This window comes from Acinetobacter sp. TUM15071 (assembly GCF_008980925.1).
Lineage (GTDB): Bacteria > Pseudomonadota > Gammaproteobacteria > Pseudomonadales > Moraxellaceae > Acinetobacter > Acinetobacter dispersus.
In genome coordinates, this window is the sequence record NZ_BKGB01000009.1 from 87,788 (window position 1) to 100,082 (window position 12,295).

General features: G+C 44.2%; 11 protein-coding genes. All 11 read right to left on the bottom strand.

The annotated features are described in order from the left end of the window. The 11 genes from nuoL to ndhC all read right to left on the bottom strand — a co-directional run bounded on the left by nuoL (position 1) and on the right by ndhC (position 11,950). Positions 1 to 1,896, bottom strand: a complete 1,896-nt coding sequence (gene nuoL, locus GBI66_RS10450) for an NADH-quinone oxidoreductase subunit L (RefSeq protein WP_151716041.1) — start codon at positions 1,894 to 1,896, stop codon at positions 1 to 3. Beyond that, positions 1,893 to 2,201, bottom strand: a complete 309-nt coding sequence (gene nuoK, locus GBI66_RS10455; RefSeq protein ID WP_004655436.1) for an NADH-quinone oxidoreductase subunit NuoK — start codon at positions 2,199 to 2,201, stop codon at positions 1,893 to 1,895. Before nuoK ends, nuoL begins: the two co-directional genes overlap by 4 nt. Beyond that, positions 2,201 to 2,719: an NADH-quinone oxidoreductase subunit J gene (gene nuoJ, locus GBI66_RS10460; RefSeq protein WP_171061079.1), complete on the bottom strand. Its 519-nt coding sequence runs from the start codon at positions 2,717 to 2,719 to the stop codon at positions 2,201 to 2,203. The genes nuoK and nuoJ overlap by 1 nt, the downstream gene beginning before the upstream one ends. After that, complete coding sequence (gene nuoI / locus GBI66_RS10465) at positions 2,719 to 3,261, bottom strand: NADH-quinone oxidoreductase subunit NuoI (protein ID WP_004655439.1); 543 nt, start codon at positions 3,259 to 3,261, stop codon at positions 2,719 to 2,721. Before nuoI ends, nuoJ begins: the two co-directional genes overlap by 1 nt. An 18-nt stretch (positions 3,262 to 3,279) precedes the next feature. After that, on the bottom strand, positions 3,280 to 4,296 hold the full coding sequence (gene nuoH, locus GBI66_RS10470) for an NADH-quinone oxidoreductase subunit NuoH (RefSeq protein WP_004804775.1): 1,017 nt from the start codon (positions 4,294 to 4,296) through the stop codon (positions 3,280 to 3,282). A gap of 3 nt (positions 4,297 to 4,299) precedes the next feature. Then, positions 4,300 to 6,984, bottom strand: a complete 2,685-nt coding sequence (gene nuoG / locus GBI66_RS10475; RefSeq protein WP_151716042.1) for an NADH-quinone oxidoreductase subunit NuoG — start codon at positions 6,982 to 6,984, stop codon at positions 4,300 to 4,302. 11 nt (positions 6,985 to 6,995) lie between these two features. After that, positions 6,996 to 8,321 (bottom strand): NADH-quinone oxidoreductase subunit NuoF, encoded by a 1,326-nt coding sequence (nuoF, locus tag GBI66_RS10480; RefSeq protein ID WP_151716043.1) that lies wholly within the window; start codon positions 8,319 to 8,321, stop codon positions 6,996 to 6,998. Continuing rightward, positions 8,318 to 8,827 (bottom strand): NADH-quinone oxidoreductase subunit NuoE, encoded by a 510-nt coding sequence (gene nuoE, locus GBI66_RS10485; RefSeq protein WP_004804770.1) that lies wholly within the window; start codon positions 8,825 to 8,827, stop codon positions 8,318 to 8,320. The genes nuoF and nuoE overlap by 4 nt, the downstream gene beginning before the upstream one ends. 12 nt (positions 8,828 to 8,839) lie before the next feature. Beyond that, positions 8,840 to 10,627 (bottom strand): NADH-quinone oxidoreductase subunit C/D, encoded by a 1,788-nt coding sequence (gene nuoC, locus GBI66_RS10490; protein ID WP_004804769.1) that lies wholly within the window; start codon positions 10,625 to 10,627, stop codon positions 8,840 to 8,842. 87 nt (positions 10,628 to 10,714) lie between these two features. Next, positions 10,715 to 11,392: an NADH-quinone oxidoreductase subunit B family protein gene (locus GBI66_RS10495; RefSeq protein WP_004655450.1), complete on the bottom strand. Its 678-nt coding sequence runs from the start codon at positions 11,390 to 11,392 to the stop codon at positions 10,715 to 10,717. Positions 11,393 to 11,398: 6 nt separating this feature from the next. Continuing rightward, positions 11,399 to 11,950, bottom strand: a complete 552-nt coding sequence (ndhC, locus tag GBI66_RS10500) for an NADH-quinone oxidoreductase subunit A (RefSeq protein ID WP_005151251.1) — start codon at positions 11,948 to 11,950, stop codon at positions 11,399 to 11,401. Positions 11,951 to 12,295 lie beyond the last annotated feature (345 nt).

Sequence of the window (12,295 nt, forward strand, 5' to 3'; positions counted from 1 at the left end):
TTATTTCCCCACAACCTGAATCACGATCAAGATCATCAATAACACCACTACACCGAGTGACATGCTTGAAGCGTATTCACGTAATGAACCTGTTTGACGCGAACTTGTAAAGCTATTACCACCCTTCACAATTGCAGGGAGTACTAACCATAAACCGTCAACTGGATCACGACCTAAAATTTTCGCAATCAATAAATAAGGTTTTACAAATACGATGTCATACAAAGCATCGAAACCAAATGCTGTACGGCAAATGTGCGCTAAACCTGAACCCAAAGATGTTTGAGCAAAAGCTTTTACTGCACCATATGCAAAAGCAAACAAGAAGATACCCACAGCTAAACCAGCGAGGGCAACACCACTTGCTAAGTGTTCAGCATGAGAAACAGCAGCTTCTAAGCTCTCAGGAACAACAAAACTTGGAATACTTGCAGCAGTCAGTAATTTTGCAACTGGCGCTTGTAGGAAGTAGCCGATACCTGTTGATAACGCGGCAAGAATTGCAAGCGGACCCCAGTAAGTGACGCCATGAATCGCATGTGCATGGGTTTTCTCTTCGCCGAAGAATACCACCCAGATTAAACGGAAAGTATAGATAGACGTTAAGAATGCACCCGCAACACCAACCCAGTACAAAGTATTGTAAAGTGGAAGATTTGCAATTGTAGACTGTGCATAGACTGCACCCAAGATCGCATCTTTAGAGAAGAAGCCAACAGTCACGATTGGAAGTGCTGCCAATGCGCCACCACCGATCACGAAACACCAGAATACGAATGGAATCTTGTGACGTAATCCACCCATTTTGAAAATGTTTTGTTCATGATGACATGCAAGAATTACGGCACCTGAAGAAAGGAACAATAACGCTTTGAAGAATGCGTGAGCCAACATGTGGAATAAACCAGCTTGGTATGCTTCAGCACCCACTGCCATAAACATATAACCCAACTGACTCATGGTTGAGTAAGCCAAGATACGTTTGATATCGGTTTGCACCAATGCGGCAAAGCCAGCCACCAGCAAAGTCACAGCACCTGTAATCGAGATGAACTGCATTACTTCTGGTGCCATTTCAATCACAGAGAACATACGGCAGCATAAGTACACACCTGCTGTAACCATTGTTGCAGCATGGATCAATGCAGATACTGGTGTAGGACCAGCCATCGCATCAGCTAACCAAGTTTGTAATGGAATTTGCGCTGATTTACCCGCCGCACCCAAGAACAACATCAATGCTGTCCAGATCGACAATGATGAGCTTTGCGTCATGACCGTCGCTGCATTTTCAACAATGTATTGAATATTCAAAGTACCAAATTGTTGATAGAGCAAGAACAATGCGATGAGTAAGAATACGTCACCTACACGTGTTACTGTGAATGCCTTGATTGCCGCCCAACCATTTGCAGGGTTTGAGTAGTAGAAACCAATCAATAAGTAAGAGCACAGACCTACGCCTTCCCAACCTAAGAACAATAACGCCAAGTTATCGCCCAATACCAACAGCAACATGCTGGCAACGAATAGGTTGAAATAAGAGAAGAAACGCGCATAACCTTCTTCACCACGCATATACCATGATGCGAAGATATGAATCAGGAAGCCAACACCTGTGACCATACCTGTCATCAATAATGACAAGCCGTCTAAATGTAAGCTGATGCCTGGCTCAAAACCGCCAACACTGAACCAAGTCCATAAGTGTTGAACAAAAACGGTTTGACCACTGCTGGTAAATGCAAGACCGGCAATTAAAGCAAATAACGCAGATAAACCAACTGAACCGACGCCAATAATGGCAGCTACATTTTCAGAAAGTTTGTCACGCCCTGCCGCTAAAAGGATAAAACCAATGAGCGGAAATAAAACGGTTAAATATAATGTACTCATCCGCGCATCTCACTAGCAGCATCCACATCCAAGTGATGGAAGCGATGATAAAACTGAAGGACGATCGCAAGACCAATACATGCCTCTGCTGCAGCAAGCGTCAGGATCAAAATGAACATGATCTGTCCATCTGGCTGAGCCCAAACACTACCTGCCAAGACGAATGCCAACGCAGCAGCATTCATCATCACCTCAAGGCTCATTAGCATAAATAAAAGGTTGCGTCGCACCATTACACCGTAAAAACCCAGTGCAAAAAGGATGGTTGCAACGATCAAACCATGTTCTAAAGGGATGTGTCCCATTATTCTTTATCCTCTTCTGCACCTGGTTCACGTTTGCCTAAGTGGAATGCTGCAACAAGTGCTGCAAGCAATAACATCGCGGCAACTTCTACCAATAATAGATAGTGAGTAAATAGTGCTTGACCGACTGCTTTAGGCCCAACAACTTCTGTACCCATTGGCGCAGAAATCGTGGTGTATTCACCACCGAGCATCCACACCAAGATTAAGCCCAATAAAAAGCTCATCAGTGCAGGAAAAGCCCAAGCATCTGAAGTCAACCATTTGCTTTCTTGTTCAATGGTATCTTGTCCAAGGTTCAACATCATGACAACGAAGACGAACAAGACCATGATCGCACCTGCATAAACGATGATCTCAAGGGCAGCCGCAAACGGCGCACCCACGATCATGAAAATGCCAGCAACCGCAAGAAGAGAAACGATCAAGCTAAGTAATGCATGCACAGGATTGGTGTTGGTCACAACACGTACTGTCGAAACAATGGCCACAAGTGCCATCAAATAAAATGGCCACATCATGGTAATAAGCTCCGTACATCTACTGGTGCACTTTCTTTTTGTGCTTGACCTTTTTCTTTACCGCTCACAGCCATACCAGTTACACGATAGAAGTTGTAGTCAGGATATTTACCAGGTCCAGAAATGAGTAAGTTTTCTTTCTCATACACCAAGTCTTGACGTACATATTCACCAAGTTCGAAATCTGGTGTCATCTGAATCGCTGTGGTTGGACATGCTTCTTCACACATACCGCAGAAAATGCAGCGTGAGAAATTAATACGGAAAAATTCTGGATACCAACGTCCATCTTCTTTTTCCGCTTTTTGCAATGAAATACAGCCCACTGGACATGCAACCGCACAAAGGTTACATGCCACACAACGCTCTTCACCATCTGGATCACGCGTTAATACGATACGACCGCGATAGCGTGGAGGCGCAATTTGTTCACCTGGTACTTCTGGATATAAGATCGTGTCACGTTTACGTGTTACATGGCTGAACACCATCCATAACGAACGTACAATCGATCCAAAGCCAGCTAGAATTTTATACATTTTGTACTCCCTGCTGTCCTAGGCCTGATTCATCAGAATCACAGCACCAGTCACTAACAAGTTGACCAACGCCAATGGCAAACAAACTTTCCAACCAAAGTTCATCACTTGGTCATAACGTGGACGCATTAACGAGCCACGCGCCAAGACAAACATCATTACAAAGAATGCTGTTTTAATCACGAACCAGAATAATGGTGGAACAAATGGAATTTCTAAGTTAAATGGTGCAAGCCATCCGCCGAAGAATAAAGTCACGATCAAAGCCGAGATCAAAACAACGTTGACGTATTCCGCAACGAAGAACATCCCCCACTTCATACCACCATATTCAACATGGTAACCTTCAGCCAATTCTTGTTCAGCTTCTGGTTGGTCAAATGGGTGACGGTGCGTGACCGCAACACCCGCAACCACAAAGATCAAGAAACCTAAGAACTGAGGAATGATGAACCACATATCACGTTGTGCTTCAACAATTTCACGAAGGTTAAATGAACCTGCAATCGCAACCACACCCATCAACGAGATACCCAAGAACACTTCATAAGAAATGGTTTGAGCAGCAGAACGAAGACCACCGAGTAATGAGTATTTGTTGTTAGACGCCCAACCACCAAATAACACTGCATAAACTGCAATACCCGCCATTGCCATAAAGAACAATAGGCCGATACTCATATCCGCAACGCCCAGTGTAGGACTTACTGGAATCACCATGAATGAAAGTACCGCAGTTGCCATCGCAACTGCTGGTGCTAAACGGAAAGTCAGCTTATCAGCAAACTTTGGTGTCCAGTCTTCTTTGAACATGATCTTGAGCATGTCGGCAACGATCTGGAACATACCACCCGGACCGACACGGTTTGGACCATAACGGTCTTGCCATAATGCCAAGAGACGACGCTCAATAAATGACATCAAAGCAGCAACCAAAACCACCACCAGCAAGATCACAATCGCCTGAATCACTGAATAAGCGATTGGCCAGTTCTCAGCCCAAAGTGGCGTTTGACGTATAATTTCTTGATTCATGAATTACACTCCTACCGCCACAGAAACAGGCTCTGCCAATGAAACAGTTGGTGCTAAACCAATTGGATAACCGATATAACCTGTTGGTAAATATTCGATCACTTGTACTGGTAAGCTAATACTCGTTTCACCCGCTTTCACTGTAATACGTTGACCATCTTGAACATTTAAGCGTGTCGCATCTTGCTCACCCACAGCAAACATTGCTTCAGGAATACGAGATTCCATCGCAGGTGTTTTAATGGTGAATTCGCCAGAACCAAAAATATGGTGCATTGGCACAAGGCGGAAGCTTTCAGGATTCACAACAACAGCTGAAGGTGCTACATAGCTACGCGCAGGACGTTTTGCTAAACGATCGAATAAACGTACACCCGAATCACCACCTTTTAAGTGACCACCCACTTCATCTTGGTATTTATTCCAAGCTTGTGGTGAGTTCCAACCCGCAGACCATGCGAAAGGTACCAATGAAGATGCAGTCTGATTCCCTACATAACCTTCCATAGAGAACGTTAAAGCAGAATCGATATCTGTCGGTTGCTTAGGTTCGTGAATCGATAACGGCGCACGCATTGCGGTACGACCTGAGTAACGACGTGGTTCACGTGCAATTTTCAAACCGTGGATACGATAGCCAGCATCTGGCGCAACGTCTTCAATTGCAGCAAGCACAGGAACATTCTTCACGATGTCATCAATCACATCATCAAGCAATGTCCAATCGACTGCTTTGCCTTTGAGACCTGTCTCAATGGCATGTAACCAGCGCCATGATTCTTTGATCGCGTATTCAGGTTTGTAGTAGCTTGGGTCATACACTTGATAGAAACGTTGTGCACGGCCTTCTTGGCTAACGACAGTACCGTCACCTTCAGCAAAGCTTGCTGCTGAAAGTACGATATCTGCAAGTTTCAAGGTTTCAGTTTCGCTATGATCGAGTACGATCACAGTTTCAGCCTTGTCAAATGCAGCTTTCACTTGCGCCACTGGTAAACGACGAGTTAAGTCATTTTCAATCACAACCACTGCATCATAATCTTGTGCAAATGCTTGTTCTAAGCTTAAGCCACCAAACAGAGCCAAGCCCATTGAGTTCACTTCAGGAACAGTCAATGACAAGCCTGCATGTTCACCTAAGTTTTGTGCAACTTGAGCTGCAGCTTCCATGATTGCAGGATCTTGCAAGCTGGTACCAGAGATAATCAATGGCTTTTTCGCAGCTTTCAAAGTATCTGCAATGGTTTGCGCAAATGCTTTGGCATCATCCGCTAAACCAGAAAGTGCTTCACCTTTAACAGCAGCAGCAACCGCGAAACCTAAACGTGCGATATCATTTGGTGATGCAACCACTTCACCTGTTGCAACATCGGCTAAACGCGTTTGAGTTGCAGCAAGGATATAGATTGGTGATTTTGCATCTTGACCGATACGTTGTACAGGTTCTGCTAACCAGTCTGGTGTACGTGTCGCAGCAGCCATTTCTTTGGCTTTGTTTTTCGCAGCTTGGCGAACTGACAATGCCATACGTGGCGCAGTTTGAGTTAAGTCTTCACCCAAGATCAACACCGCATCATAGCTTTCAATTTCACGCATGTTCGGGTTATAGATACCCTGTGTTTGCATGATTGATGCAGCTAACTCAACCAAGTTTTGATCTTTTTGAGACATACCTGTTGAGTAATTGTCTTGTCCGACCAATTCACGCAATGCGTAGTTTGATTCCAAGCTTGCGCGTGGTGAACCAATACCTAACACTTTCTTGCCTTGAAGTTGAGTAATCACTTGATCAAGTGCCTGATCAACACTCACAGTCGCAACATTTTCACCATTACGGAACTGCGGTTGACGTGGACGATCTTCACGATTCACATAACCCGTACCGAAACGACCTTTATCACAAAGGAAGTATTGATTCACTGAACCATTGAAACGGTTTTCAACACGACGGATTTCGCCATAGCGTTCACCCGGAGAAATGTTACAACCTGAAGAACAGCCATGACATACGCTTGGCGCATACTGCATGTCCCACTTACGGTTATAGCGTGCTGAATGGGTCTTATCCGTGAATACACCCGTTGGACAAACTTCAGTCAAGTTACCAGAGAATTCAGACTCTAAAGTGCCTGATTCTGGACGACCAAAGTAAACACGTGAAGCATTGGCATATACACCAAAGTCCGTACCACCCGCATAATCTTTGTAGTAACGCACACAACGATAACATGCGATACAACGGTTCATCTCATGCGCAATAAACGAACCCAACTCTTGGTTGTGATGCGTACGTTTGGTAAAGCGATAGCGACGACGGTCATGTTGCGTCATGACGGTCATATCTTGTAAATGACAGTGACCACCTTCTTCACAGACTGGACAGTCGTGCGGGTGGTTGGTCATCAAGAATTCAACAATCGACGCACGGAAATCCGTTGCTTCTTTGTCTTCAATCGAAATATAGGTATTGTCGGCAGCAGGTGTCATACATGACATCACCAAGCGTCCACGTGTGTCCTCAGGATTTGCGTACTGAGTCACCGCACATTGACGACAAGAACCAACAGAACCTAAGGATGGGTGCCAACAAAAATACGGGATGTCGATGCCAAGGCTTAAACATGCTTGTAGCAAGTTTTCTGTGCCGTTGACTTCATACGATTTTCCATCGACATGAATTGTAGCCATAGTCGAATTCCTTAAGCTTGTTCTACGTCTAGAGCAGGAGCATGGGTTTTAACCTTTGCTTCAAACTCGCCACGGAAATATTTAAGTGCGCCCATAAGCGGCTCCATCGCACCTGGTGCGTGAGCACAGAAAGTTTTACCAATCCACAATTTACGAGTAAGTTCTTGTAAGTGATCGATATCTTCTTTCTTACCTTCGCCTGCTTCGAGTGCTTTAAGCGCTTTAACTGCCCAAGGTAAACCATCACGGCATGGTGTACAGAAACCACATGATTCACGCGCAAAGAATTCTTCTAAATTACGTGTTGCAGAAACCATACATTGAGTTTCATCCACAACCATCAACAGACACGTACCTAAACGTGAACCCGCTTTCATGATCGTTTCAGAATCCATTGGCAAATCAATATGCTCAGCTGCTAAAAAGTCAGTCGAAGCACCACCTGGTAACCATGCTTTCAAAGTAAGACCATCACGCATACCACCCGCATGTTCTTCAATCACTTCACGCGCTGTTGTACCGAATGGAAGTTCCCAAAGACCCGGGAATTTAACTTTGCCTGATGCACCATAGATCTTGGTACCCGGATCTTTCGACTTACCAGCAGAAAGATTGATGTACCACTCAGGACCACGAAGCATAATCGCTGGCAAGTTGTTATAGGTCTCAACGTTGTTGACAATCGTTGGACGGCCCCATGCCCCTGCAACTTGCGGGAATGGTGGCTTAGTACGCGGATTGGCACGACGACCTTCAAGCGAGTTGATCAATGCCGTTTCTTCACCACAGATATAACGACCTGCGCCGGTGTGAACATGCATATCAAAGTTCCAGCCTGTTCCAAGGATATTGTCACCCAAGTAACCTTTGGCACGGATTTGCTCTAATGCTTCATTTAAGTATTGAGCTGCTTCGACATATTCACCACGGATGAAGATATAACCTTGAGTTGCTTCTAAGGTATAACCTGCAATCAGCATGCCTTCGATCAATTGATGAGGAAGTTTTTCCATCAACAAACGGTCTTTAAAGGTACCTGGTTCCATTTCATCGGCATTACAGATCAAATAGCGTGGACCACCATCATTTGGCGCCATCAATGACCATTTAATTCCCGCTGGGAAACCTGCACCACCACGACCTTTAACCGTCGCAGCTTTAATGACTTCAAGCACGTCTTTTGGCAGCATGCTCAAGGCTTTCTTAAAGCCAGCATAACCCTCAAGTGCTTCGTACTCATCGGCAGCACGAACAAACTCTTGTTTGCTCAAACGCCAAGTCAATGGATGCGTTTCTGGGTTACCGTCGCCATAAATTGGTTTTGGTTCAGTATTCATACATACTTCTCCAATAACTGTTTAACTGATGACACGTCCACGAGACCGTGCGTATCTTCATCAATCATTAAAGTTGGACCTTTATCGCAGTTGCCTAAACAGCAAATTGGGAGCAAGGTAAAACGACCATCTGCTGTGGTTTGTCCGTACTGGATACCCAACTCGCGCTGGAATGCTTCTGCCAAAGTTTCTGCACCCATCAAGAAGCATGCAATTGAGTCACACAATAAAATCACATGGCGACCAACCGGTTGACGGTAGATACGGTTATAGAAAGTTGCAACACCTTCAAGATCCGCCACACTCATCGTCAACAACTGTGCAATCGCATTCATTTGTGCATCATCTACCCAACCATTACGGCGCTGTACACACTTCAAAGCATCCAAAGAGGCTGCACGTGGGTACGGGTAATGACCAATGTGATGTTCAATGTCATGAATTTCGTCAGCAGTCAAAATCCCTTCAACATTCACACGTGGTTTTTTATCAGTCAAAATCATCATAATCGTTTACCCCTAGCGATCCACGTCAGCCATAACCACGTCAATGGTCGCCAAATAAATGATCAAGTCAGAAACCAAACTGCCGTTAATCACTGAAGGCATTTGCTGTAAGTGAGTGAATGTCGGTGTACGAATACGGGTACGGTAACTCATTGTTGACTTGTCTGAAGTCAAATAATAAGTACTCGCGCCTTTCACGACTTCCGTCATAAATGATGACTCACCCGCAGGCATTACTGGACCCCAAGATACGCTTAAGAAGTGCGTAATCAAGGTTTCAATATCTTGTAATGTCTTATCTTTCGGTGGTGGAACAGCCAATGGATGATCCGCTTTATAAGGACCAGATGGCATGTTATCCAAGCACTGTTGAATAATTTTCAACGACTCAGTAATTTCACGGAAGTGAACCAACACACGTGCATATGCATCGCCTTCATATTCCACTGGAATATCAAAGTCGAAGTTTTCATAACCACTGTATGGACGATATTTACGAACGTCAAAATCAATACCCGTCGCACGTAAACCAGTACCCGTTACACCCCAAGCCAATGCAGATTTAGCATCGTATTGCGCAACGTTACGCGTACGACCAATAAATACTGAGTTTTTAAGCGCTGCTGTGTAGTACTCATTCAAACGTTTCGGCATCCACTCTAGCAACTCTTTAACAAGTTTTTGCCAGTTATTTGGAAGGTCGTGTGCTGTACCACCAATACGGAACCATGCTGGGTGCATACGGTAACCCGTAATCGCTTCGACGATGTCATAGACTTTTTGACGGTCTGCGAACATATAGAATACAGGGGTCATACCACCCGCATCCTGAATCGCTGTACCACAGAACAACAAGTGGTTATTGATACGGAATAATTCGTTCAACATCACACGAATGACTTGTGCACGCTCAGGTACTTTAATACCAGCAAGCTGCTCAACAGCCATCACGTATGGCATGTTTTGCGCACAACCACCCAAGTAGTCAACACGATCGGTATAAGGAATGAATGAATGCCATGTTTGACGTTCAGCCATCTTTTCCACACCACGGTGGTGATAACCGATATCAGGCACACAGTCTTTCACTTCTTCACCGTCCAACTGTAACACCACACGGAAAGCACCGTGCGCAGATGGATGGTTAGGACCCAAGTTCAGGAACATGAAGTCTTCGTCGTCATTACCGCGTTTTAGACCCCAGTCTTCTGGTACAAAGCGTAAGTGTTCTTGTTCGAAATCTTGCTTTGCTTGGTCTTGCATATACGGCGTATATTCTGTCGCACGCGCTGAATATTCTTTACGTAATGGGTGACCTTCCCAATAGGTTGGTAACAAGATACGACGGAGCATTGGATGCCCTGCGAAATCGATACCAAACATATCGTAAGCTTCACGCTCGTACCAGTTGGCATTTGGCCAAATGTTGGTTGCCGTTGGAATGCTTAAATCATTTTCATTCAACGCAACTTTAATACGAATATCACTATTACGCTCAAGCGATAACAAATGATAGAACACAGTGAAGTCAGATGCTGGTAAACCATCGCGGTGAACACGTAAACGCTCATCTACCGCTGATAAGTCAAACAACATCACATAAGGACGTTCCACTTTACGGAGGAACATAAGGACTTCTTGCACGCGTGCGCGCTCAACCCAGACTGTTGGAAACTCTTCAAAAGTCGTCTGCACGTAGAAGTTCTCACCAAATTTGGTTTTGAGCTCTTCTACAATTGCAAATGCAGGGCGGGAATCAACTGGTGTTGATTCTGGCATAGCAATGTCAGTTTCAGCCATTGGCTTGGCTTCCTATTTAATACAAATTCTGGCAATTTTTCCGATGACCATACCCATCACGGACATGTCAAAAACTCATCGTCAAAATTATTTAATATCATCCATAGAGCGTAAGTTTTTCACCGCAATACGTTCAGCATTTTTACGGTCACGTTCTGGCATCATCTTTGGCTTATACACAGGCTGAAGATCATCACCAATAACCGCTGAAAGTGGACGGCGCTCTAGTTGAATTTGGTCTTGAAGTAACATCAATGCTTGAATCAATGCTTCTGGACGAGGCGGGCAACCTGGGATGTACACATCAACAGGAATAATTTTATCGACACCTTGAACCACAGAGTAGATGTCATACATACCGCCAGAGTTCGCACAAGCACCCATTGAGATGACCCATTTAGGCTCAAGCATTTGTTCATACAAACGTTGAATTACAGGTGCCATTTTGACAAAGCAGGTCCCTGCAACAATCATCAAGTCTGCTTGACGTGGTGAAGCACGAATAACCTCAGCACCAAAACGTGATAAGTCATGTACACCCGTTAAAGTCGTTGCATATTCAACGTAGCAGCATGAAGTACCAAAGTTAAATGGCCACAAAGAGTTTTTACGCCCCCAGTTCACCGCTGTATGCAACACATCTTCAAGACGCGTCATCATTACGCTTTTATTCACTTCTTCTTCAAGTGGATCTGTAACGATTTGACGATCTTGTAATGGATATTGATCTGCATCTGGATTCGCACGGGTTAAAGTATATTTCATCCCGACTTACTCCTGTTCAAATGATGATGTAGTCGGTGTTTTTGATTTAACACGACCAGAAGACTGTGCTGGAATATGACCAGTAGGATCGATTACTAATTCTTCAATGTTATTGAATCGCGTAATGTCAGCAATGTTCATATTTGGCGAACCAATTTTGGTTTTAATTCCAGCCGCTTTACGACGATCTGAAGGTGCCCAGTTGAGTGCGCCTGTTGAAAGTTCGTAAATTAAACCGATCAATAAAACTAAAATAAAGACTGCAGCCGTCGCAAAGCCAACCCAACCAACTTCACGAACTGAAGTTGCCCAAGCGTAAAGATAGAGGGCTTCTAAATCGAAAACCACAAAGAAGATTGCAACTAAATAGAACTTGGCTGACAAGCGGATACGAGCACCGCCCGCACCAACTACACCTGATTCAAACTGCTCTTGCTTTGCACGTCCCCATGCTTTACCCCCTAGGAGTAAGGGAACAGTGAGCATAAAAACGCAAAGAAATGTAACGCCGATCACGAAGGCAATTATTGCCCATTCGTATGGAGTAATGGCACTCATGCGGGGATAACTCCTGGCAGGCCTATTTTTAACAAAGAATGTATGTATTGGCCTTCAAATACACCAAACACAAAATTAATCCCGCCAATTGTACCTGATTTCTAATTTCTCATGCTAGTTGATGCGCTTTAGTCTTTCGGATGATTTTGTCCTTAAATTTACAGATATATCCAAGATCATGGTTAATTCACCCCTAAAAATCGAATTATCTAATCAAGAAAACAATATTGATCATTTTTTTCTTTTTCTACATCGTGAAAAAATCTAAATTTTGAGTGCCCTGCCCCAATATATTGCAGCACGAACTAAATCATTGCATTGATACAAATTTATGATGAAAATTTA

Excerpts from the sequence above, each read along its gene's own strand:
- nuoL (WP_151716041.1), bottom strand. The coding sequence starts at position 1,896 with ATGAGTACATTATATTTAACCGTTTTATTTCCGCTCATTGGTTTTATC.
- nuoK (WP_004655436.1), bottom strand. The coding sequence starts at position 2,201 with ATGGGACACATCCCTTTAGAACATGGTTTGATCGTTGCAACCATCCTT.
- nuoJ (WP_171061079.1), bottom strand. The coding sequence starts at position 2,719 with ATGTGGCCATTTTATTTGATGGCACTTGTGGCCATTGTTTCGACAGTA.
- nuoI (WP_004655439.1), bottom strand. The coding sequence starts at position 3,261 with ATGTATAAAATTCTAGCTGGCTTTGGATCGATTGTACGTTCGTTATGG.
- nuoH (WP_004804775.1), bottom strand. The coding sequence starts at position 4,296 with ATGAATCAAGAAATTATACGTCAAACGCCACTTTGGGCTGAGAACTGG.
- nuoG (WP_151716042.1), bottom strand. The coding sequence starts at position 6,984 with ATGGCTACAATTCATGTCGATGGAAAATCGTATGAAGTCAACGGCACA.
- nuoF (WP_151716043.1), bottom strand. The coding sequence starts at position 8,321 with ATGAATACTGAACCAAAACCAATTTATGGCGACGGTAACCCAGAAACG.
- nuoE (WP_004804770.1), bottom strand. The coding sequence starts at position 8,827 with ATGATGATTTTGACTGATAAAAAACCACGTGTGAATGTTGAAGGGATT.
- nuoC (WP_004804769.1), bottom strand. The coding sequence starts at position 10,627 with ATGGCTGAAACTGACATTGCTATGCCAGAATCAACACCAGTTGATTCC.
- GBI66_RS10495 (WP_004655450.1), bottom strand. The coding sequence starts at position 11,392 with ATGAAATATACTTTAACCCGTGCGAATCCAGATGCAGATCAATATCCA.
- ndhC (WP_005151251.1), bottom strand. The coding sequence starts at position 11,950 with ATGAGTGCCATTACTCCATACGAATGGGCAATAATTGCCTTCGTGATC.